We start from the raw sequence: 22,997 nt of genomic DNA, 5'->3' as shown, positions 1-22,997 counted from the left end.
GCCGGTGCCAACCATCCCCAATGAATCGTTCATATGTGTCGTACTGATCGGACGTACGTGCCCCACGGGGAGACGACTCCGATCAGTCATACTCTGCAGGGAACGGCGAGGAGGGAGCACGGTGACCGACACCCCCCGTGAGAGCGGATACCGGCCGGGCTACGAGGTGGCCGCGGAACAGGTGCTCGAGTTGATCGTCCGGCTGGGCCTGCGTCCGGGGGACCGCATGCCGACCGAGAACGACCTGGCCCGGGAGCTGGGCACCAGCCGCACCGTCGTACGCGAGGCGGTGAAGATACTCTCCGCGCTCGGACGGGTGCGCGCCCAGAAGGGGCGCGGCCTGTACGTGGCCGACGACGAGGGAATGCTCGGCACCGGGCGCCGGGCGACCTTCTTCCTCCCGACCGACCTGGACCACGTCTACATGCTGTTCGAGTTCCGCCGGACGCAGGAGATGGAGACCAGCCGGCTGGCCGCCCGGCGTGCCACCCCTGCCGAGCTGCGGGCTATCGAGGAGGCGGCCGGCATGTGCCGGCACGGCTTCGAGACCGGTCGCGAGGAGCTGTTCAACGAGGGCGACGACACCTTCCACACCGCCATCGCCACCGCCTCCCACAACATGTTCCTGCAGATCGCGGTGCGGGAGGCCCGGCGCCTGCAAGCACAGTCGAGCCTCATCGGACTGCGGGGCTCGGTGGGCGGGCACGCCGCCAAGGCCGTCGAGGAGCACGACGCCATCGCCCAGGCCATCCGTGCCGGCGACCCCGAGGCGGCCGCCCAGGCCGCCGCCACGCACATCGACAACACTCTCGACGACTACCGCAGAGAGATCCAGCAGCGCCTCTTCTCCTCGTCCCGGTGATCCCGGCCGGCCATCGGCCGACCGAACCGGTTCGATAGCGTGGAACACGCGACACCGGCCACGCGAGCATCGGGCCGGCTCGGCGTGCGGGCGGGCGCCGCCGACGAGAGCCCGCCATAAGAGCCCATCTCGAGAGCCCGGTGAAGGGCTTTCGTGCGGTGGTCGGCCGGGCGGAGCCTTGACAGGCGGTCCGCGCGTCGTGTGTGCTTCGCTGTACACCGCCGTCTCCCCTCTCCAGCGGGGTTCGCATGGTGGCGAATCGATTCGCGTCGTCCGTGGCGGCCGGCCACCCCGGGCCTCTCGCGCCGTTCACGACCGGGAGATCCCCGGCACCGGTCTGGTCGGCGCGCGCCGCCTCCAGCCGTCTCCTGCGACGCCCCGCGGCTGTCCGGGCGCGGCCGTCTCCGCCACGCCCCACCCCCGAAGGAGTACGACATTGCAGCCTTCATCCGTTCCCTTACCACGCCGTACGACGCGTGGACGGCGCTCACCGGCGGCCGTCGCCGCATCTTTCGTGGCCGTACTGGCGACCCTCCTGGCCGCTGCCCTGACATGGTCGGCGCCCGCCTCCGCCGCGACCACGCCACTGGTCGGCGTCGGGTCGGGGCGGTGCCTCGACGTGAGCGGCGCCTCGCAGGCCAACGGCGCCCAGGTGCAGATCTGGGACTGCAACGGCCAGAACAACCAGCAGTGGACCACCACCAGCTCCAGTGAGCTGCGCGTCTACGGCAACAAGTGCCTGGACGTGTACGGCGGAGGCACGGCCGACGGCACCAGCGTGATCATCTGGGACTGCAACGGCCAGAACAACCAGAAGTGGCGCCTCAACTCCGACGGCACCATCACCGCCGTAGGGGCCGGCAAGTGCCTCGACGTGTCCAACAACGGCACCGCCAACGGGTCCAAGGTCCACATCTGGACCTGCCACGGCGGCACCAACCAGAAGTGGACCACCGGAGCCGAGCCCAGCCCGACGCCGCCCTCGTCGCCGACCCCGCCGCCGCCCGGCGCGCGCCCGTGTGACATCTACGCGTCGGGCGGCACACCGTGCGTGGCCGCGCACAGCACCACGCGGGCCCTCTACGGTTCGTACAGCGGCAACCTGTACCAGGTCAGGCGCTCCTCCGACAACGCGACCCGGAACATCGGCGTCCTGACCGCGGGCGGTGTCGCCGACGCCGCTGCTCAGGACTCCTTCTGTGCCGGCGCCACCTGCGTCATCACGGTCGTGTACGACCAGTCGGGGCGGGGCAACGACCTGTGGTATCAGGGCTCAAGCGTGGTTCCCGGATCCCCCCAGAGCAAGCCCGCGGTCGCGACCACCGAGTCCCTCACCGTCGGCGGCAACAAGGCCTACTCCCTCTACATCAACCCCGGCAACAGCTACTGGCGCGACGGCCACACGACCGGCGTCCCCACCGGCAGCGCCCCCGAGGGCATGTACATGGTCACCAGCGGCACCCACGTCAACAGCGGCTGCTGCTTCGACTACGGCAACAGCGAGACCACCCGCAAGGCCGACGCCGCCGGAGCCATGGACGCCATCAACTTCAGCAAGCAGTGCTGGTTCGGCGGCTGCTCCGGAAGCGGCCCCTGGGTGCAGGCCGACCTCGAATGGGGCCTGTACCCCGGCGGCAGCCAATCCTGGAACCCCAACCAGCGCGCCTTCACCAGCAAGTTCGTCACCGCCACGCTGAAGAACAACGGCACCTCCCGCTTCGCCATGAAGGGCAGCAACGCCCAGTCCGGCACCCTGTACACCCTCTACGACGGTGCGCTGCCCGGCGGCTACAGCCCGATGAAGAAGCAGGGCGCGATCATCCTCGGCAGCGGCGGCGACTGCTGCAAGCCCGACGGCGGCGCCAACCTCAGCGCCGGCACCTTCTACGAAGGCGCCATGGTCGCCGGCTACCCCTCCGACGCCACCGAGAACGCCGTCCAGGCCGAGATCGTGGCCGCCGGCTACCGCTGACCCGCTCCCGGCCGGGAGCCGAACCGCACCCGGACGCCGTGCCCCGGAGGCGGGACGCCCCCGGGGCACGGCCGACGACCAAGGGCCGGCCGCCACCGCGGCCGGCCCCCGGTCATGTCCGGACTCGGATGAGCCGGACACACAGCCCGGACACACAGCCCACACGCAGCCCGGACAGGGCCCGGATCAGCTCACGCCGAAGTCGGCGAAGCCGAACTGACCCGTCACGCCCGCGGCGTGGGACGTGGCGATCAGTCCCGCGTCCTGCCTGTCGGCGATGCCGGGCAGGGTCGCGGTCGGGCCGACCTTGGTCCAGGCGGTGCCGTTCGTGGAGTAGTAGCCGCTCACCTGGTCGCCGGAGCGGACGAGGCGGACCCAGGCGGGCGCCCTGATCCCCGAGACCCCGCTGAACGAGTCGAGGTAGCCGTTGCCGTCGGAGTCCCACTGGAAGGCGACCCCGTTGCCCGGCGTGACCACCATGACGGCGTATCCGGGCGACGAGCCCGTGCCGGTGACGTCGTTGCGGAGGACGACCCCCGCCTTGGCCCAGGCGTTGGTGTTGTCCATCTGGGTGACCCGCGCGGTCACGGTCGACGTGCTCCCGGCCGCGTCGTCCCGGTAGACGACGCCGTACTCGTCGAAGGACCCGGCGGCGTCCTGCCAGATGTCGGTCCCCTCGGTGAGGATGGCGTACTCGGATCCGGCCTCCGCGAACCGGCTCGGCACCGAGCCGTGCGCCTTGAGGGAGGTCAGCGGGTTGAGCGCGGTCAGGGTCAGCGACCTGTCCACCGTGTAGCCGGTCTTGCCGGCGCTGAAGGTCACCGACGCCTTGACCGCCGCGCGGCTGACCGGTGTCGTGAACGAGCCGGGTGCGGTGATCTTCCACGTCTCGGTGGCCGAGGCGCCGGCGGCGAGCCCGTGCTTCACCGGCTTGCCGATGCGTTCGGCCTGCCAGCCCTCGGGGACGGTGACCGAGACGGCCAGGCCGGCGGCCCGGCCGTCACTCACGTTCGCGACCGTGGCGGTGACGGTGGCCGAACCACCGGCGCTCACCCCGGCCGGGTCGGCCGTCAGAGAGACGCCGAGCGGCGGGCGCTGCGGGTCGGGTTCGCCGCGGTACTTCCCGGTGGGACCCGCCTCGTAGACGATCCGGGCGGCCTCGGCGGGAATGTTGCCGGCGCTGATGGTCACGTTGTCCCTGACGACGTTCCCACGCTGGCCGTTCACCAGGCCGGTGATCGCGGGGTTGGTGGAGAAGTTGCCGATCAGCGTGAGGTCACCGGTGTGGTTGCCGTTCTGGTTGTTGGCGTGCGCCCACTGCGCGGCGGTGCCGGCGAACACGTTGTGGCTCGCGCTCAGATACCGGGAACCCTCGTCGAAGTACAGACCGAGCTGTCCGCTGCTCTCGCAGTAGTTCTCGTCGATCGTGCTGCGGGGTATCGCCGACAGCGTGTAGATGCAGCCGGCGTCGAACATGGTCTGCACGACCTTGCGCACGTGGTTGCCCACCACGCGGACGTCGCTGAGAGTCGTCGGCGTGTCGTAGAGCGGCTGGAAGTCGTACAGCCCGCGGTTGATGTACTCCGGGCTGCCGCCCGGGTCGTTGGCACCCCAGCCGTAGCCGATGCCGATGCCGGTGTACGGCATGTCGGAGACGTAGTTGTGCTCGATGGCCAGCCGGGTGACGTAGCTGGCGAAGATCGCGTCCTGGTCCAGATACTCGAGCGCGGTCGCGTAGACGCGGTTGTCACGCAGCAGGATGTCGCTGTTGACCATGCGGGGATCGGACGGGTGGTGCGCGTCCGGGCGTATGCCGCCGACCACGATGCCGCCTCCGGCGCTCGCGGTGAACGTGCTTCCCACGACCGACACCTTGTGCGCGCCGAGTCCCACGCCGGTGGCGTGGGCGTTGGCGTCGTTGCCGATGCCGAGCCCGACGGAACCGAGGTTCACGAAGGTACTGTCCACGAAGGCGATGTCCTCCGCGGCCGACACCTGCACCGCCGCGGCCGCCTGCGCCCAGTTGTTACGGGTCGCCTCGAATCCCTTGCAGCCGGAGGAGCACGAGGTGAACGCGTCCGGCGGCCGGTGGGGCTGGACGCCGCTTATGAAAGCGCCGGTCTGCTGGTTCGCGTAGCCGTCGGAGGTGCCGGGGTGCAGCCAGGTGGTGCCGGTGAAGGTCAGGCCCTCGAACCGGAGGTTGCGGGCCGGTTCGTCGTAGGTGCCGCCGACCTGGACCAGCGACTCCAGCCGGGGCAGCTCGGCCCGCACCTGCGAGATGTCCTGCCCGGGGAGCGGTTTGTAGTACAGCGTTCCAGCGGTGGAGTCCAGATACCACTCGCCGGGCTCATCCAGGAATTTCCTGGAATTGAGCAGGAAGAACTTCGGCGTACGGAACGGAGCCTGGATGGCGTCGTACCCGTAGGTGTTGTTGTCCCAGGCCGGCTGCTGCATGACGACGGTGGAGCCGGAGATGCTCTCCACCGGCGCGAACCGGTTGGTGAACGAGAGCATCGCCTGGAAGTCGATGCGCTTCTGGTCGGGAAGCGTGGCGAGATAGGCGAGATCCGGGTTCCTGATGGTGAAGCCGGTGGGGGTCAGGGTGATGTCGGACCGCGCCACGCTGATCCGTGCGCGCTGCGCGGGTTTCCCGTCCACGTAGAGCTGGCGGGTGTCGAACCCGGCGCCGACGTGGGCCTTGTAGACGCCGGTGGCGGCGTCGTCGACCTCCCAGCCGGTGACGGGCGTGGCGCCGCTCAGCACGGGCGTCGCCCCGCGCGCGGCCTTCCAGGTGACGGTGTGCCCGTTGCGGCCGGAGTCGGCGGCGTCGAACCGCAGCGGCGAGGTCAGCCGGTAGGTCCCGTCCAGGAGTTCGACCGTGACGTCGTGCTTCCCCTGCGCCGCCGCGGCGCGGGCTCGTCGCTGTGCCTCCCCGAGGGTGGCCAGCGGCCGGCCCCTGCTGCCCGGGCCGTTGTCGTCGGCGTTCTTGGTTCCGGCGGGCGCCACCACGATGGCGGCGGCCCCGGCCGCTTCCGCCCGGGCGGCGCCCGGCGCGGCGAGCAGTCCGGCGGTGACGAGTAAGGCGGCGGATGCCGCGGCCGTCGTTCTACCGTGTGGTCGTTCATGCGGCACAGGTGACGGACGCATGGTTCTTCCTTTCTTCCGGCACTGCGTGCGCAGGGACGGTCAGCGCCGGACGGCGCCAGTCACCTCGTCGTCCGGCCGCGTGCGAGGGGCGGGCTGGTGCGGCTGTGCGAGATGGTCATGGCCGGCCACGGAAAGCAGCCGTCGTCCGGCGTGTTCCGGCCGGACGCCGGGGCCCGCCGCGGCCCCGTCGTCCGGCCGGCGGGTGACCCCCTTCATCGCGTGCTCGTCGATCGTGATGCCGAGCCCCGGCGAGTCCCCGAGGATGAACGCGCCGTCCTCGACGTACAGGTCGAGTGACAGCCCGAGCGGCGGGTGCAGGTCCTGCAACTCGCTGGCCATGTGGTTCGGCACCGACGTCGCGGCGTGCAGCAGCCCGACCGGCGTGTTGCCGATCGGGCTGACCGGCAGGTCGTGGGCGTGCGCCAGGGCGGACACCCGGAGGAAGTGGGACACCCCCCAGACCGCGGCCGTCTGGACGACGTCGACGGCCCCCGCGGCCAGCAGCGGGCGGAACTGTTCGAGCCCGGTGAGGTTCTCCCCCGTGGCGACGGAGGCGCGGACGCCACGGCCGACGGTGGACAGGCCCTCGGCGTCCCACCGCCGGACCGGCTCCTCGATCCAGATGAGATCCAGGGAGCGCTCGAGCTCGCAGACGTGCCGGACGGCCTGCTTTCGCGTCCAGGCCTCGTTCACGTCGAGCATGAGGCCCGGCCGCGATCCGTGCCCGGCCTCGGTCAGGACGTCGCGTACCAGCGTCAGGCGGCGCCGGTCGTGCTCGATGTCGAGGCCGCCCTTGATCTTGGCCGCGCGCAGCCCGTACCGGGCGTAGACCTGGTAGGCCGAGACGAGTTCCTCGTCGGTCAGGCCGATGTCGAGGCCCGAGGCGTAGGCGGGGACCCGCCGGTCACGTCCGCCCAGCAGACGCCACAGCGGTTCACCGGCCGCCTGCGCCTTGATGTCCCACAGGGCGGTGTCGAGCGCGCCGATCGTGCCGAACACGGCCCCCGCGTGCCCCGCCTTGAAGGTCTGCCGCAGCATGCGGTCGTAGAGCGCCGTCACGGCGCGCGGATCCTCGCCCTCGATCGCGGCGAACACGGCGTCGATCTCCACCTGCGGGCCGAGACCGACGCCGGTGATCCCCTCATCGGTGTCCACCAGGACGATCGACACCGGGACGACTCCGTCGGCGAAGACGCCGTTGGCGTCACCGACGGGACGTCCCCATTCCTGGACCGTCGTCAACGTGCGATACCCCGTGATCCGCATGTCAGCCCTTCGTGGAACCGGCGGTGACGCCGTCGGCGATCTGGCGCTGGAGGAACAGATAAATCATCAGCACGGGTATCGCGGCGATCAGGACCCCGGAGGCGAAGGTGGGGATGTCGTCGGAGTACTGTCCGCGCAGCGAGTTGACCCCGATCATGAGGGTGCGATGCTCGGGCGACGGCATCATCAGCAGAGAGATGAGCACGTCGTTCCAGCAGAACAGCGTGTCGAGGATGCCGACCGACACCAGCGCCGGCACGCCGAGCGGGAGCATGATGCGCCGGTACACGCCGTACACCGAGTTGCCGTCGATCCTGGCCGCGTCGACGATCTCCGCCGGAATGGTCTTGTAGTGGCTCGTCATCAGGAAGACGGTGAACGGGAGGAACTGCGCGACGTAGGCGAGGATCAGTCCCGGGTAGGTGTCGACGAGGCCGCTGTCGGCCATGACCACGGTGAGCGGCACCATGATCACCTGGAACGGGATGAACAGCCCCGCGAGACAGCCCAGGAAGATCATGGAAGAACCGCGGAACCGCAGCCGGGCCAGCGCGAAGCCGGCCATCGACCCCAGCAGAAGCAGCAGGGCCACGGCGGAGGCCACGACGATGAAGGAGTTGGCGAAGTATCGCGCCATCCCGGCTCCGGCCCACGCCTCGGCGATGTTGTCCCAGCGCAGGGAGCCCGCCGGGGAGAACCGGTCGAGGACGTAGTCGCGCCGGGTCTTCATCGCGACGTTGGCGGTGAACACGAGAGGATAGATCGTCGCCAGCGCGAGACCGGCCATCGGAACGGCGGCCGCCCACCTGGCCACACGCATGCCGGGCATCAGTCCTGCCTTCCCGAGCGGCGGAGCAGAGCGATCTGCAGGAGCCCCACCACGAGCATGACGACGAAGAGGACCGTCGAGGCGGCCGAGGCGAGCGCCGGCCGGTTCATCTGCCCCTGCTCGTGCCAGATGTAGTACTCCGGCAGGTAGGTCGACCCCTCCGGGCCCCCGCTGGTCATGACGAAGAGCAGGCCGAACATGGACGTCAGCATCCCGATCATCGTGGTCACGAAGACGAACTGGATGGTGCGCGTCAGGCTCGGGATGATCACATGCCAGATGATCCGGCCGAGGGACGCGCCGTCCACGCGGGCGGCGTCCAGCAACGAGGCGTCCAGGGTGCTGAACCCGGCGAGGAACACCACCAGCGCCATCCCGAACGTCGCCCATATGTGCACGCCGACGACCGTGAACATGGCGATGCCCGGATCGCCGAGCCAGTCGATCGGACCGGCGCCGATCGCCCCGAGAGCGGCGTTCACCGGGCCGTCGAACCCGAGCATGAGGTTGAAGATCGCGCCGACGATCACCGGTGAGAGCACGGCCGGGAAGAAGTAGACGCTGCGGTAGACCCGGTGACCCGGCACGCGCAGATAGATGAAGGTCGCGAGCAGGCCCGGAATCGCCACCGCCACGGGAAGCAGCAGCACCAGCAGCCCGACGTTGCGCATCGCGGTGCGGAACAACGGATCGTCGGCCAGCTCCAGGTAGTTTCCGAGGCCGACGGGGGTCCCGTTGAGCTCGCCGTCACCGGTGAAGGAGAAGTTGACGCCCAGGACGAGCGGCCACAGCCGCAGCACCACGATGATCAGTACGGCCGGGGCCACCAGGACGTAGGGCGCGAGGCGCTCGGCGAGCGCCCCGCGGGTGGGCGTGCGGGCCTCCCCGCCGCGTCCCCGCCGCTTCGCCGTCGCCGCGCCGGACCGCCCGGAGCCGGCCGGGCGGACCGGCGACGGCGAATCTTTGACCGGCACGCGATCAGCCCGCCCGGTCGGAGGCGGCCAGCTGCTCCACCGCCTTGTCCACCGTGGTCGACCCGCTGAGGAGCTGCTGGGACAGCCTTCCCATCAGGTCGAGGGTCTTGGAGGACAACGCGACGTGCAGGGCGGGCTTGCCGGTCTTGATCTCCTGCACGATCGCGGTGACGGCCGGACCGGCCTGCGAGACGTCGATCGTCGTGTCGGACGCGATCGCGCCGGCCTTGGAGTAGAACGCGGTCAGCGCGCCGGTCGAGGTCAAGGATCGCACCAGGTCGGCGGCCAGCTTCGGGTCCTTCGTCCACTTCGCGACCGCGTAGCCGATACCGCCGTCGTACGGCAGGCTCGGGGTGGCGCCGTCGGTGTCGACGGGGGCCTGCATGACGCCGATCTTGTCGGCGGGCAGGAACTCGCCGAAGTCCTTCCAGTGCCCGATGTCCGACATCAGCCCGATGATGTTCGCGGCCTTGCCGGTCTCGAAGACGGTGAAGATGTCGCTGAACATCGCGGTGGAGTTGGCTCCGTCGGTGTTCAGCCCCTTGTCCTGGGCCTCCTTCCACAGCTCGAAGATCCGCCGCACGTGGGGAGAGGTCCAGTCACGCTTGCCGGCGATCCAGTCGTCGTACTCCTGGGGCGTCAGGATGCCGGATCCGAGACCCGACATGAAGAACTGGATCCCGGCGCCTTCCTTGTTGCCCAGCGCGAAGCACTTGGCGCCGGTCGCCTTCTTGATGGCCGCGCAGCCGTCGACGAGCTCGTCCCACGTCTTCGGCGGGTTCGCCGGGTCGAGACCGGCCTTCTCGTAGAGCGTCTTGTTGTAGTAGATGGGGTGTCCCTGCAGGGTCACCGGCGCGGCGTAGATCTTGCCGTCCTTGGTGAACGCGTCCCAGCCCGCCAACCGGCTCTTGTCCTCGGCCACGTACTGGTCCAGCGGAAGGAGCGCGTCGACCCGGTCGCGGATCTGCCCGCCACCGTTGAAGAGCATCACGTCGGGCCCCTTGCCCGACTGGATCGCCGTGCCGAGCAGTGTGTAGTACTGATCGAACGGCTGGGCCACGAACTCGACGGTGACCCCGGGATGCTGCGTGGCGAAGTCGGCCTTCGCCTTTTCTATGTAGTCGGCGGCGGCAGGTTCGCCGGACTTCCAGTCCCAGACCACGAGCTTCTGGTGCGAGCCACCGGACGACGACTGCGTCCGTGCCGCACTTCCGCAGCCTGCGACGGCCAGTCCGGCGACCGTCAAGACCGCCCACAACCGCTGCTGTCTCATCGCTGCTCTCTCTCCGGAGCGGCCGAATGGGCCCGGCCGTCTTCGGCGAAACGTAACTCGTATGACGTATTACGTCAACAGTCGTCACCTATACTGACGCGGTGGCGCTGTTTCGTGCCAGGGCCACCGGAGGGGGATATGACGGCATCGCAGGAAACGGCCGGCGGTATCCCGGCCTCCCCGGCCTGGGTACGACGCCCGGCCAGCCTCGCCCGGGCGGTGACGGCCGAGCTCGTGGAACGCATCGTGCGCGGCGTGCACCCGCCGGGCACGTCACTGCCCCCCGAGCCCGCGCTGTGCGAAGCCTTCTCCGTGAGCCGCACCGTCGTCAGGGAAGCCGTGAAGATCCTCCAGGAGAAGGGGCTGGTGCAGGTCCGCCAGGGCGCCGGCACCATGGTGACCCCTCCGGCGATGTGGGACATGCTCGACGAGCTCGTCCTCGCGGCGACCATCGCCGAGGACGAGAGCCTGGCGATTCTCGACGACGTCGTCGTCACACGGCGCGTGCTGGAGTCCGACATGGCGAACGTCGCCGCCCGCCTGGCCGGCCCGGACACCGTCGAGCGGTTGCGCGCGCTGGTGGACCGGATGGACGAGCTCGTGGACGACCACGTCACCTACGCGGACAGCGACCGCGCCTTCCACGACACGATCATGCAGGCGTCGGGAAACCGCATCGCACGCGGCGTCGTACGGGCGCTCGAGCAGCAGGTCATCCACACCGCCAGATACACGGGCCGGACCGAGCGGGCCCTGTGCGTGGCGTCGAACCTCGGCCACCGCCGCATCTACGAACGCATCGCCGCCCACGATCCCGACGGCGCCGCCGAAGCGATGTTCAATCACATCACCGAGGCCTGGATCGTCCGCCGCAACGGACCGGCCGACCCCGTACGGCTGCGGCGTTAAGAGGTCACTCCTCAGATCCCGGGCCGATCGCCCGCCCGGATGCCGGAAACGATTCGATCGGCGGACGGTGAAAGTTTCATCGCGGTCCGTCAACGGTGACGACGGCCGCTTTCCCTGGCCAGACGACAGGAGGACCGGCTCGTCTCGGGCGTGGCCCCCCGGCGCCCGGAAGGCAGAGCCTTGACAGGTCTCGCCGCCGTCATATTTGCTCCGCTGCATTATCGCCTCCAGCCGCCAGTAAGCCGCCCGGCAGCCGTCCGAAAGAAAGGAGAACCGATCACGGCGGCGTTGTGAGCGCTAACACCCGGCGACTCGACCGGCCGATGAATGCCGGTCCGGCGGGTTCCACCGGCAGAAGACGTCGGCGCAGGCGAACCGGAAATTACCGGGTCAGAGACCGGATACGCCGACCGGCCGGACACCTCCACCTTCGCAAAAGGCCGGAAGAACGGCTTCCCCATTTGCGTGTGTCCTCATGAGAAGGGAGCTTGCGTGATGCCGGGACATCGGTCCCTCTTCACCGCTATCGCGACTACGGCACTGCTCCTCCTGTCCACGGCGCAGGCGGCGCTGGGCGACACCGCGCCCAGGTCTGTCACCGCGAAAAGCGCCCTCGCGGCCACCGCGGGATGCGGCAAGACCCCGACGCTGAGAAGCGGGACGCAGTCGATCACGACCAGCGGGAAGAATCGCAGCTACATCCTGAGAATTCCCGACAACTACAACAACACCACCCCCTATCGATTGATCTTCGGGTTCCACTGGAACGGCGGCACCGCCAACGACGTCGACTCGGGTGGAACCAGCGGATATCCCTGGTCCTACTACGGGCTGCGGGCGTTGTCCAACAACAGCACGATCTTCGTCGCGCCCCAGGGCTTCAACAACGGCTGGGCCAATTCCGGCGGTGAGGACATCACCTTCGTCGACGACATGATCCGGCGGATCGAGGCGGACCTCTGTGTCGACACCTCCCAGCGCTTCGCCATGGGCTTCAGCTACGGCGGCGGAATGAGCTACGCGCTCGCCTGTGCCCGGGCGTCGGTCTTCCGCGCGGTGGCGGTCTACTCCGGCGCTCAGCTCAGCGGGTGCAGCGGCGGCAACGATCCCATCGCCTACATCGGGCTGCACGGCCTCAGGGACCCGGTGCTCAACATCTCCACGGGCCGGTCGCTGCGCGACAGGTTCGTGCGGAACAACGGCTGCACCGCGCAGAACCCGCCGGAGCCCGCGCAGGGCAGCCTGACGCACGTCGTCACCTACTACTCGGGATGCCGTGCCGGGTATCCGGTCGCGTGGGCGGCGTTCGACGCGGGCCACACCCCCGGTCCCGTGGACGGCAAGCCCGGCGACCTCGAACCCGGCGAGAACTCCTGGACCAGGCCGGTGGTGTGGAGCTTCTTCACGCAGTTCGGGAGCGGCGGCAGCCCGTCACCGTCTCCTACGGCCTCCCCCACGGGCGGCACGGGGAGCACGAGCGCGCTGAAGGGTGTGGGGTCGGGCCGGTGCCTGGACGTCAGCGGCGCCTCCCAGAACAACGGCGCGCAGGTGCAGATCTGGGACTGCAACGGCCAGGCCAACCAGCGGTGGACCTCCACGAGCGCCGGTGAGCTGCGCGTCTACGGCAACAAGTGCCTCGACGTGAACGGCGCCGGCACCGCCGACGGCACCAGCGTGATCATCTGGGACTGCAACGGCCAGAACAACCAGAAGTGGCGCCTCAACTCCGACGGCAGCATCACCGCCGTCGGCGCGAACAAGTGCCTGGATGTGTCCAACAACGGCACCGCCAACGGATCCAAGGTGCACATCTGGACCTGCCACGGCGGCACCAACCAGCAATGGACCCGCGTCTGACCTCCGACGCCGCCTGACATGTCCGACCGCCGACTGGCACTGTCCGGCAGCTTGTGACGATCGCCGTCGCCGGGGCGGCTCATCGCCCCGGCGACGGCTCACGCGCTCCGACCGCCGCACCGGCGGGGCCGCGTGACGGCTGCGTGGAGGATCCTCATCTCCAGGTACCAAAATTCATGTCATGTCGTTGACCGAGCAGGCGATCGAACGCATCAGGCAGCTCATCAAGGACGGGACCCTCCCCCCGGGCGCCCGGCTCCCCCCCGAACAGGAACTCGCCGCCGAACTCGGCCTGTCCCGCAACCTCCTCAGAGAAGCCGTCCGCTCCCTGGTCACCACCCGCGTACTCGAAGTACGCAGAGGCGACGGCACCTACGTCACCAGCCTGTCCCCCGCACTCCTCCTCGAAGGAGTCGGCCTCGCCGTCGAAATGATGCGCGGCGACGACCTCCTCGAAATCACCGAAGTACGCCGCCTCTTCGAACCCGTCGCCACCGGACTGGCCGCCACCCGCATCACCCCCGCCCAGCTCACCGAAGTCGAACGCCACCTCAACGCCATGATCGACGCCCAAAACGACGTCGAAGCACTCAACCACCACGACGACGCCTTCCACCGCGCCGTCTTCGACGCCACCGGCAACAAATCACTGGCCGCCCTCCTCGGCGGCATCGCCGGCCGCACCCTCCGCTCCCGCGTCTGGCGCGGCCTCGCCGAAGCGAACGCCGCCGGCCGCACCATCGCCGAACACGCCGCCATCTACCACGCCCTCGCCCACCACGACGCCCCACTCGCCCACGCCGCCGCCCTCATGCACGTCAGCACCACGGAAACCTGGCTACGCGACAACCTCGGCCACACCCTCACCGACACCACCACACAACCCCAACACTGACCACACCACCGGCCGCCGCCGAAGCGGATCCCGGCACGGCCCGAAGCCGGCGGACATCCCCTCAGCCGGCGCGGTCGCTCTGAAAGATTCATGAAGACCCCGGGGCTCGCGACGGCTTCCGCCTTCCGTGACGGCCGGACGGCAACGCCGCCGGCCCGGCTTCCCAAGGCTCGGACCAGCGAGCATTCCACGAATACGACGGAACAAGCTCGCCAAAAATAGATCCCACCTTTCAAGGGCAATCGGGCCAGAATTCCCGCTTTTTCGGGGAGTTCGACACGCCCATTGACTGCATTGATCACATGTTTGTAGCCTTACCGGCACCCGCTCAAAGCCTCTTCGTCACAGGTCACACCGAAATGCCCGTTGCGTCTCGTTGATGCCGTGGTTGTGGTCGAACCGATTCGAGGCATCCCCCCTCCCTCACGCTTGGAGGACCGAGTGTCCGAGTTATCGCGAAGGCAAATGCTCAAGCTCGGCGCGGTTGGCACCGGAGCCGCGCTGCTGCCGATGCAGTGGACGGCGACCGCGCGAGCAGCGTCGGTGGCGCCTCCCGAGGTCCGCGCCGCGAACGATCTGGCGTTGTGGTACGACGCGAGCGCCGGCACGGAGTGGCTGCGCGCGCTCCCCATCGGCAACGGCCGCTTGGGCGCCATGGTGTTCGGCAACGTCGACACCGAGCGGCTGCAGCTCAACGAGGACACCATCTGGGCCGGCGGGCCGTACGACCAGAGCAATCCGAAGGGCGCGGGGGCCCTGGGACAGATCCGGCAGGCGGTCTTCCAGAACCAGTGGGGCCAGGCCCAGACCCTCATCGACCAGAACATGCTGGGCAACCCCTCGGCCCAGCTGTCATACCAGACCGTCGGCAACCTGCGGCTCACCTTCGGCAGCGCCAGCGGGGTTTCCGAGTACAACCGGTTCCTGGACCTGACCACGGCCACCACGACCACGTCGTACCTGCAGAACGGCGTGCGGTACCGGCGCGAGGTGCTCGCGAGCGGGCCCGACCAGGTCATCGCCATCCGCCTCACCGCCGACAGGGGCGGCTCGATCACGTTCTCCGCGACGTTCGACAGTCCCCAGCGGACCACACGCTCAAGCCCGGACGGCACGACGGTGGCACTCGACGGCGTCTCCGGCGACCAGCGGGGCCTGGCGGGCAAGGTCAGGTTCCTGGCGCTGGCCCGTGCCGTCGCCGACGGCGGCACGGTCAGCAGCTCCGGCGGGACCCTCCAGGTGAGGGGCGCCAACAGCGTGACCGTGCTGATCTCCATCGGCTCCAGCTACGTGAACTACAAGGACACCGGCGGCGACTACCAGGGCATCGCGCGGCGCTACCTCGACGCCGCCGACGACAGGACCTATGACGACCTGCGCGCCCGGCACGTCGCCGACTACCAGCGGCTGTTCGGGCGCACGACGCTCGACCTCGGCCGCACCTCGGCGGCCGACCAGCCGACCGACGTGCGGATCGCGCAGCACGCGAACACCAACGACCCGCAGTTGTCGGTGCTGCTGTTCCAGTACGGCCGCTACCTGCTGATCTCCTCCTCACGGCCGGGCACCCAGCCGGCCAACCTGCAGGGCATCTGGAACGACTCGCTGACGCCCGCGTGGGACTCGAAATACACCCTCAACGCCAACCTGCCGATGAACTACTGGCCGGCCAACACGACGAACCTGCCGGAGTGCTTCGAGCCGGTGTTCCGGATGATCAACGACCTCACGGTCACCGGGGCCCGTACGGCCCGGGTGGAGTACAACGCGGGCGGCTGGGTCACCCACCACAACACCGACGGATGGCGGGGCTCGTCAGTGGTCGACTTCGCGTCGGCGGGCATGTGGCAGACCGGCGGCGCGTGGCTGGCCACCATGATCTGGGACCACTACCTCTTCACCGGCGACGTCGACTTCCTCCGGCAGTACTACCCGGCGATGAAGGGCGCGGCGCAGTTCTTCCTGGAGACGCTCGTCCAGGAGCCGAGCCTGGGATATCTGGTGACGAACCCGTCGAACTCCCCCGAGCTCAACCACCACTCGGGCGTCAGCGTGTGCGCCGGTCCGACCATGGACAACCAGATCCTGCGCGACCTGTTCAACGGCTGTGCCAAGGCGAGCGAGGTCCTCGGCGTGGACGCGAGCTTCCGGAGTCAGGTCCTGGCCACCAGGGACCGGCTCCCTCCGATGAAGGTCGGCTCGCGCGGCAACATCCAGGAGTGGCTGTACGACTGGGTGGAGACCGAGCAGCAGCACCGGCACATCTCGCACCTGTACGGCCTGCACCCCAGCAACCAGATCACCAAGCGGGGCACCCCCACGCTCTACAACGCCGCCCGCCGGACCCTCGAACTGCGCGGCGACGACGGCACCGGCTGGTCCCTCGCCTGGAAGATCAACTACTGGGCGCGGATGGAGGAGGGCGACCGCGCGCGCAACCTGATCCGCCTCCTGATCAGGACGGACCGGCTCGCGCCGAACATGTTCGACCTGCACCCGCCGTTCCAGATCGACGGCAACTTCGGCGCCACCTCCGGCATCGCCGAGATGCTGCTGCAGAGCCACAACGGCGAGCTGCACGTGCTGCCCGCGCTGCCCTCGGCGTGGCCGACCGGCAAGGTGCAGGGCCTGCGGGGACGCGGCGGCTACACCGTCGGCGCGACCTGGAGCTCCGGCGCGATCACCGAGATCCTCGTCAAGTTCGACCGCACCGGCACCGTCAACGTGCGCAGCCGGATCTTCACCGGCACCTACCAGGTGGTCGACGCCGAGACCGGCGGCGCCGTCACCGTCACCAAGCCGGAGGCCGACGTCATCGCGCTGCCCGGCCAGGCCGGCCGCACCTATCGCCTGACCGGCTCCGGCACCACCTCCTCGCCGTCGCCGTCGCCGTCGGCGTCACCGACGCCGATTCCGTCGACCTACTCGCGGATCGTCAACGCCAGCACCGGGCTGGTGCTGGACAGCGGCGGCAACGTGGCGTCGGGGTCGAACCTCAAGCAGTGGAACTGGGACGGCAGCACCAACCTGCAGTGGCAGCTGGTCGACCTGGGCGGTGGTTGGTACCGGATCGTCAACCGCACCAACGGCATGGTCATCGACAGCTGGGGCAACACCGCCAACGGCGCCAACGCCCGGCAGTCGGCCTGGAACGGCGGCAACAACCAGCAGTGGCGCCTGAACGATCTCGGCAACGGCCGCTACCAGATCATCAACCGCGGCACCGGAACGGCCCTCGACGGGATGGGCTACACCAGCGCCGGCTCCGCCGTCGGCATGTGGGCGCCGAACAACAACACCAACAACCAGTGGACCATCGCGGGCGTGTGACGGCCGCCGGCTGTCACAGCCCGGCCCGCGCCCGCGTCCCGCCGCGCCCGGCCCCCGGCCGCGGCGAGGCGCCGGGCCCGGGGCGGGCCGGGTGCACGATCGAACACCTACTCCGCGGCTTCCCCAGACGTGCTCCCCCTCACCGAAAGGACCCCCATGAGCCGTCGAAGAACAAGCACGGCGCGACTCGTCATGAGTGTCGTGGTCGCGTTCCTGTCGGTCGCCACGTCCCTGATGGCCCTCTCCCCGGCGCAGGCGGCGACCGCGATCACGATCAACGGTGGTTCGGGCGGCCGGACCTTCGACGGTGTCGGCGCGATCAGCGGCGGCGGGGGCAACAGCCGCCTGCTGGTCGACTACCCCGAGCCGCAGCGCAGCCAGATCCTCGACTATCTGTTCAAGCCCGGATACGGCGCGTCGATGCAGATCCTCAAGGTCGAGATCGGCGGCGACACCAACTCCACCGACGGCGCCGAGCCCAGCCACCGGCACACCTCCGGCGACCTCGACTGCAACCGCGGTTACGAGTGGTGGCTGATGGAACAGGCCAAGGCCCGCAACCCCAACATCAAGCTGGTGGGCCTCGCCTGGGGCGCCCCCGGCTGGCTCGGCAACGGCAACTTCTGGTCTCAGGACACCATCAACTACCTGGTCGACTGGCTGGGCTGCGCCAAGAACAGCCACAACCTGACCATCGACTACCTGGGCGGCTGGAACGAGAAGGGCCGCAACACGGGCTGGTACGTCAACCTGAACTCGGCCCTCGACTCCCGCGGCTTCACCAACGTGAAGATCATCGCCGATGACAACTTCGGCTGGGGCATGGCCGACGACGCGGTGAACAACGCCGCCTTCCGCAACGCGGTCGACGTGTACGGGTCGCACTACGTCTGCGGCTACCGGGGTCCCCAGACGAACTGTCCCAGCTCCACCAACGCGATCAACTCCGGCAAGGCGCTGTGGGCCAGTGAGAACGGCTCCGACGACTACAACGACGGGGCCAAGGCGCTGGCCCGGGGCATCAACCGGGACTACATCGACGGGAAGATGACGGCCTACATCAACTGGCCGGTCATCGCCGCCATCGCCCCGAACCTGCCCTTCGCCACGATGGGCGTCGCGGTCGCGCCGCAGCCCTGGTCGGGTTACTACGCCATCGGCAAGAGCGCCTGGGTCATGGCGCAGACCACGCAGGTCACCGCTCCCGGCTGGAAGTACCTGGACTCCTCCAGCGGCTACATCGGCGGCAACCGCAACAACGGCAGCTACGTGTCGCTGAGGTCGCCCAGCGGCTCCGACTACAGCACGATCATCGAGACGATGGACGCCACCGGCGCCCAGACGCTCAACTTCACCGTGACCGGCGGGCTGTCCACCGGGCAGGTGCACGTGTGGGCGACCAACCTCAACTCGGGGAACTCCGCCGACTACTTCGTCCACTCCAGCGACATCACCCCGTCCAACGGCGCCTTCTCGCTGACGGTCCAGCCGGGGTACGTGTACTCGATCACGACCACGACCGGCCAGGGCAAGGGCACCGCGACCAGCCCGGCCCGGGGCACGATGTCCCTGCCGTACTCCGACGACTTCGACTCCTACGCCGTGGGCCGCGAGGCGAAGTACCTCTCGGACATGCAGGGGTCGTTCGAGATCGTGGGCTGCGGCGGCGGCCGGTCCGGCCGGTGCGTGCGCCAGATGGCCCCGCGCCAGCCGATCCTGTGGACCGGTGGTTCCCACCCGTACGCCCTGCTGGGTGACCTGAGCTGGAGCAACTACACCGTCTCGGCGGACGCGATGCTGGAGCAGAGCGGCTACGTCGAGCTCATCGGCCGGGCGGGCGCCCAGCACTCCTTCGGCCCCGAGGGACTGAACGCCTACTACCTGCGGGTGACCGACGGCGGGGCCTGGCAGATCATCCGCAACAACGTCGACAACGCCATGACGACGATCCGCAGCGGCAGCGTCGCCGGGCTCGGCACCGGCCGCTGGCACACCCTGGCCCTGGCCTTCTCCGGCGGCACGATCACCGCGAGCATCGACGGGACGCAGGTGGCCTCGGTCACCGACGGCACCTGGGGTGCGGGCGAGATCGGCCTGGGCACCAGCACCACCGAAACGGCCCAGTTCGACAACCTCACGATCACGCCGGGCCAGGGAGGCCCCAGCGGCAACGGCACCGTGCTGCGCGGCCTGGCCAGCGGCCGGTGCGTCGACGTGCCGAACCAGTCGCAGACCAACGGCACCCAGGTGGCGCTGTGGGACTGCAACGGCGGCGCGAACCAGCAGTTCACCTACACCTCCGGCAAGCAGCTCCAGGTGTACGGCAACAAGTGCCTCGAAGCGGGCACCACCAACGGCGCCGCGGTCGTCATCAACGGCTGCTCCGGCGGGGCCGCGCAGCAGTGGAACCTCAACGCCGACGGCACCGTCACCGGTGCCCAGTCCGGGCTGTGCCTGGACGCCAACGGCGCCGGCACCGCCAACGGCACGAAGATCATCCTGTGGGCCTGCAACGGCGGAAGCAACCAGCAGTGGAGCCGCAACTGACATGACACGGCCGCCCGTCGCGGCGGCCTCCGATCACGAGGAGGAGAACTCGTGACACGCCCGCGGACCGGCCTCGGTCCGCGGGCCCGCTTCGGTCACGGAGCGAAGAAGCGGTCGGCGAAGGCCTCCCACTGGGCCGGGAAATCGATGCCGGCGTCACGCAGCCAGTTGAGCTGCAGGCCGTCGAGGAAGGCGAGCAGGTCCACCGCCGCCTGGCCGGGCCGGGGATGCCAGGCCAGCAGGTAGCGCTCGAGCATGGCGCGACCTTCGCGCAGCCGGGTCGCGAAGTAGGCGTGCGCGGGGTGCGCGGGGTCCAGCGCCTCGGCCGACAGCACCGTGTACAACTGCACGAGTGACCGCTGTTCCAGGTTGCGCCGGACGAATCCCGACATGACGGCACGTGCGGTGGCCGGGTCGGGCGCCGGTTCCAGCGTGTCGACGACGCTTGCGAGATCGAGTTCGTCCCGGCGTTCGAGGACCGCGATGAGCAGGTCCTCCCGCGAGCGGAAATGATGCAGCAGCCCCGCCTTGGTCATCCCGCAGGCCGCCGCGAACGCCTCGAGGGTGACGCCCTTGAATCCGGAGACGGCGATCAGTTCGGTGGCCGCCTTGAGGATCTCCTCCCGGCGTTCGGCGGGCGGCAGCCGGCGCCGCCCCGATGCGGGGGTCATGCCGTCCTGTCTCCTCGGACACGGGGGTTGATTTCGATCACGATACCAGCCTAATTTATCTACCGTTTGGTAGATAGCGCTGTCGCGCCTGTTCAGAGAGTTGTGTGCGCATGTCGACACCCTCTTCCCCGGCCGTCTCTCCGGTCGTCTCCTCCACGGCCTTCTCCGCCGCCGTCGACGCGGTGCGTGCCGGACGACCCCTTGCCGAGGCGGTCGACGAACTGCTGTCGCAGATGACCCGGGAAGAACGCCTGTGGCTGCTGGACGGAGACCTGCCGTTCTGGTCCGGCATGGCCGACATGATGCAGAACGGGTACAACCTCACCCCCATCCCGATGGGCCGCGTCGAACGGCTGGGCATCCCCGGCCTGTTGTTCTCCGACGGCCCGCGCGGCGTGGTGATGGGGAAGTCGACCGCGTTCCCGGTCTCCATGGCCCGCGGCGCCACCTGGGACGTGGAACTCGAGGAGCGGGTCGGCACCGCGATCGGGCTCGAGATGCGCGCCCAGGGCGCGAACTTCTTCGGCGGCGTGTGCGTCAACCTGCCCCGCCACCCCGCCTGGGGCCGGGCCCAGGAGACGTACGGCGAGGACCCGGTCCTGCTCGGCGAGTTCGGCGCGGCGCTCACCCGGGGCGTGCAGCGCAACGCCATGGCCGTCGTCAAGCACTTCGCGCTCAACAGCATGGAGAACGCCCGCTTCAAGGTCGACGTCACCGCCGACGACGCGGCCCTGCACGAGGTCTACCTGGCGCACTTCCGGCGGGTGGTGGAAGAGGGCGTGTCGGGCGTCATGACCGCCTACAACTCCGTGAACGGCGAGTGGGCCGGGCAGAACGAGCATTTGATGGAGGGCGTGCTCCGCGGCCTGTGGGGCTTCGAGGGCGTCACCGTCTCCGACTTCATCTGGGGCCTGCGCGACGCGGCCGCCTCGCTGCGCGCCGGACTTGACGTGGAGGAGCCCTTCCGCCAGCAGCGTGCCGAGCACCTGCCCGCCGACCTGGACGCGGGCCGGGCGAGCTGGGACGACGTCGACCGGGCGGCTCGCCGGATCCTCGCCGTACAGCTGCGCCACTACGCCACACGGGCCGGGGACGAGCCCGCGGCCGACGTGGTGTTCAGCGCCGAGCACCGCGCGCTGGCCCGCGAGGTCGCCACCCGCGGCATGGTGCTGCTCAAGAACGACCCGGTCGGCGACGCGCCCCTGCTGCCGCTGCACCGCGACGGCCTGTCCTCCCTCGCGGTGATCGGCCGCCTGGCCGACATGCCCAACACCGGCGACAACGGCTCCTCCGACGTACGCGCCCCGGAGGTGATCACCGCGCTGCGGGGTCTGACCGAGGCGCTCCCGGACGCCCGGATCACCCACGTGGCCGCCGACGACCCGGCCGCGGCCGCCGCGGCGGCCGCACAGGCCGACGTCGCCGTCGTCGTCGCCGGCTACACCGCGGCGGACGAGGGCGAGTGGGTCGGCGGGGACGTGCTGGCCGACCCCGAGCTGCTGGCGCTGTTCCCTCCCCCGGGCGACGACCCCGCGGGGCAGTCGTTCGCGGCCTTCCTGGCCGAGCCCGGCGCGGTGGACTCCCTCAGCGGGGGAAGCGCCGGCGGCGACCGCGCGAGCCTGCGGCTGCGGCCCGTCGACGCCGACATCATCCGGGCCGTGGCGGCGGCCAACCCCCGCACCGTCGTGGTGATCGTCACCGCCGGGGCCGTCATCACCGAGGAGTGGCGCGACGCCGTGCCCGCCGTGCTGATCTCCTGGTACTCCGGCTGCGAGGGGGGCCGGGCCCTCGCCGACGTGCTGCTCGGCGACGCCGACGCCGCCGGGCGGCTGCCGTACGCGATCCCGGCCGCCGAGGAGCACCTGCCGTACTTCGACCGCGACGCCACCGCCATCACCTACGACAAGTGGTTCGGCCAGCGGCTGCTCGACCGGGACGGCCACGCGCCGGCCTTCCCGCTCGGGTTCGGGCTGTCCTACACCGGCTTCGCCCTCGCCGACCTCACCGTCGGCGCTCCCGACGGCGACTCCTTCACGGGCGTCGTGACCGTGACCAACACCGGCTCGCGTGCGGGCCGCCACGTCGTGCAGCTCTACGGACGGCCCACGGGCGTCGACGCGGTCGCCGACGACTTCCCCACGCGGGTCCTGCTCGGTTTCGCGACCGTCGACCTCGCGGCCGGAGCGTCGGCCCGGGTCACCGTGCCCGCCTCGATCCGGCCCCTGCGGAGGTGGACGGCCACCGGGTTCGTCCCCGCCTCGCCGGCCGCCGTGATAGAGGCCGCTTCGTACGCGGGCGACCCCGGCGCCGTCACCGCGGCCGTCGAGCTCGCGCTCGTCTGACCGAGGCAGCCCGGGCGCCGCGCGCGTGATCCGGAGCGCGGCGAAGGCCGCGGCCGCCGGTGAAAGGCAAGGGTCAAGGGCACGGGCGAATAAAGGGCCGCGCGTAGCCGGCAAAGGCCGCCA

At 69.8% G+C, this 22,997-nt stretch carries 14 protein-coding genes; 8 read left to right on the top strand and 6 right to left on the bottom strand.

Going from position 1 to position 22,997, the window contains the following annotated elements; all coding sequences use genetic code 11:
• Positions 1-121: 121 nt before the first annotated feature.
• Both ACQPZZ_RS17070 and ACQPZZ_RS17065 read left to right on the top strand, forming a co-directional pair.
• Positions 122-862, top strand: coding sequence for a FadR/GntR family transcriptional regulator (locus ACQPZZ_RS17070; protein WP_432933160.1), 741 nt, complete (start codon positions 122-124; stop codon positions 860-862).
• 514 nt (positions 863-1,376) lie between these two features.
• Entirely contained in the window at positions 1,377-2,834 is a 1,458-nt protein-coding gene (locus ACQPZZ_RS17065; protein WP_432933158.1) for a lectin, read from the top strand.
• A gap of 186 nt (positions 2,835-3,020) precedes the next feature.
• Here ACQPZZ_RS17065 and ACQPZZ_RS17060 read toward each other — a convergent pair whose 3' ends face one another.
• Genes ACQPZZ_RS17060 through ACQPZZ_RS17040 form a run of 5 tightly spaced genes read right to left on the bottom strand, consistent with a single transcriptional unit; the run spans position 3,021 to position 10,323 of the window.
• Positions 3,021-5,981 carry an NEW3 domain-containing protein gene (locus ACQPZZ_RS17060; RefSeq protein ID WP_432933156.1) on the bottom strand — a complete coding sequence of 987 codons (2,961 nt, stop codon included), beginning with the start codon at positions 5,979-5,981 and terminating at the stop codon, positions 3,021-3,023.
• A 39-nt stretch (positions 5,982-6,020) separates the two neighbouring features.
• The gene (locus ACQPZZ_RS17055; protein WP_432933154.1) at positions 6,021-7,247 is read right to left on the bottom strand and encodes a mandelate racemase/muconate lactonizing enzyme family protein; all 1,227 of its coding nucleotides are present in this window, start codon (positions 7,245-7,247) and stop codon (positions 6,021-6,023) included.
• Between the two features lies 1 nt (position 7,248).
• Complete coding sequence (locus ACQPZZ_RS17050) at positions 7,249-8,076, bottom strand: carbohydrate ABC transporter permease (protein ID WP_363642878.1); 828 nt, start codon at positions 8,074-8,076, stop codon at positions 7,249-7,251.
• Entirely contained in the window at positions 8,076-9,050 is a 975-nt protein-coding gene (locus ACQPZZ_RS17045; protein WP_363642880.1) for a carbohydrate ABC transporter permease, read from the bottom strand. Before ACQPZZ_RS17045 ends, ACQPZZ_RS17050 begins: the two co-directional genes overlap by 1 nt.
• A gap of 4 nt (positions 9,051-9,054) precedes the next feature.
• Positions 9,055-10,323 carry an ABC transporter substrate-binding protein gene (locus ACQPZZ_RS17040; RefSeq protein WP_432933151.1) on the bottom strand — a complete coding sequence of 423 codons (1,269 nt, stop codon included), beginning with the start codon at positions 10,321-10,323 and terminating at the stop codon, positions 9,055-9,057.
• Positions 10,324-10,461: 138 nt separating this feature from the next.
• Here ACQPZZ_RS17040 and ACQPZZ_RS17035 point away from each other — a divergent pair, with 138 nt between their 5' ends.
• From ACQPZZ_RS17035 to ACQPZZ_RS17015, 5 genes are all read left to right on the top strand, one after another.
• On the top strand, positions 10,462-11,232 hold the full coding sequence (locus ACQPZZ_RS17035; RefSeq protein WP_363642884.1) for a FadR/GntR family transcriptional regulator: 771 nt from the start codon (positions 10,462-10,464) through the stop codon (positions 11,230-11,232).
• A gap of 495 nt (positions 11,233-11,727) precedes the next feature.
• Entirely contained in the window at positions 11,728-13,089 is a 1,362-nt protein-coding gene (locus tag ACQPZZ_RS17030) for a lectin (RefSeq protein ID WP_432933148.1), read from the top strand.
• Between the two features lie 181 nt (positions 13,090-13,270).
• Entirely contained in the window at positions 13,271-13,984 is a 714-nt protein-coding gene (locus ACQPZZ_RS17025) for a FadR/GntR family transcriptional regulator (protein WP_432933146.1), read from the top strand.
• Between the two features lie 465 nt (positions 13,985-14,449).
• Positions 14,450-17,314, top strand: a complete 2,865-nt coding sequence (locus ACQPZZ_RS17020; RefSeq protein ID WP_432933144.1) for a glycosyl hydrolase family 95 catalytic domain-containing protein — start codon at positions 14,450-14,452, stop codon at positions 17,312-17,314.
• A 192-nt stretch (positions 17,315-17,506) separates the two neighbouring features.
• Positions 17,507-19,861 carry a ricin-type beta-trefoil lectin domain protein gene (locus ACQPZZ_RS17015; protein WP_432933142.1) on the top strand — a complete coding sequence of 785 codons (2,355 nt, stop codon included), beginning with the start codon at positions 17,507-17,509 and terminating at the stop codon, positions 19,859-19,861.
• A 95-nt stretch (positions 19,862-19,956) separates the two neighbouring features.
• Here the strand turns inward: ACQPZZ_RS17015 and ACQPZZ_RS17010 are convergent, their stop codons facing one another.
• Positions 19,957-20,532: a TetR/AcrR family transcriptional regulator gene (locus tag ACQPZZ_RS17010; protein ID WP_432933140.1), complete on the bottom strand. Its 576-nt coding sequence runs from the start codon at positions 20,530-20,532 to the stop codon at positions 19,957-19,959.
• A gap of 110 nt (positions 20,533-20,642) precedes the next feature.
• Between ACQPZZ_RS17010 and ACQPZZ_RS17005 the strand changes: the two genes are divergently transcribed.
• A complete protein-coding gene (locus ACQPZZ_RS17005; RefSeq protein ID WP_432933138.1) occupies positions 20,643-22,874 on the top strand; it encodes a glycoside hydrolase family 3 C-terminal domain-containing protein in 2,232 nt (743 codons plus the stop codon).
• The last annotated feature ends 123 nt before the right edge of the window (positions 22,875-22,997 follow it).

Origin of the sequence: Microbispora sp. CA-135349, assembly GCF_050947365.1 — a bacterium.
In the GTDB taxonomy this organism is placed as follows: domain Bacteria; phylum Actinomycetota; class Actinomycetes; order Streptosporangiales; family Streptosporangiaceae; genus Microbispora.
Note: the sequence above shows the minus strand (reverse complement) of the source record. Positions and strands in the feature narration are given on the sequence as shown.

Coding starts and splice junctions, on each gene's coding strand:
- ACQPZZ_RS17060 (WP_432933156.1), bottom strand. CDS start 5,981: ATGCGTCCGTCACCTGTGCCGCATGAACGACCACACGGTAGAACGACG.
- ACQPZZ_RS17055 (WP_432933154.1), bottom strand. CDS start 7,247: ATGCGGATCACGGGGTATCGCACGTTGACGACGGTCCAGGAATGGGGA.
- ACQPZZ_RS17050 (WP_363642878.1), bottom strand. CDS start 8,076: ATGCCCGGCATGCGTGTGGCCAGGTGGGCGGCCGCCGTTCCGATGGCC.
- ACQPZZ_RS17040 (WP_432933151.1), bottom strand. CDS start 10,323: ATGAGACAGCAGCGGTTGTGGGCGGTCTTGACGGTCGCCGGACTGGCC.
- ACQPZZ_RS17035 (WP_363642884.1), top strand. CDS start 10,462: ATGACGGCATCGCAGGAAACGGCCGGCGGTATCCCGGCCTCCCCGGCC.
- ACQPZZ_RS17030 (WP_432933148.1), top strand. CDS start 11,728: ATGCCGGGACATCGGTCCCTCTTCACCGCTATCGCGACTACGGCACTG.
- ACQPZZ_RS17025 (WP_432933146.1), top strand. CDS start 13,271: ATGTCGTTGACCGAGCAGGCGATCGAACGCATCAGGCAGCTCATCAAG.
- ACQPZZ_RS17020 (WP_432933144.1), top strand. CDS start 14,450: ATGCTCAAGCTCGGCGCGGTTGGCACCGGAGCCGCGCTGCTGCCGATG.
- ACQPZZ_RS17015 (WP_432933142.1), top strand. CDS start 17,507: ATGAGTGTCGTGGTCGCGTTCCTGTCGGTCGCCACGTCCCTGATGGCC.
- ACQPZZ_RS17010 (WP_432933140.1), bottom strand. CDS start 20,532: ATGACCCCCGCATCGGGGCGGCGCCGGCTGCCGCCCGCCGAACGCCGG.
- ACQPZZ_RS17005 (WP_432933138.1), top strand. CDS start 20,643: ATGTCGACACCCTCTTCCCCGGCCGTCTCTCCGGTCGTCTCCTCCACG.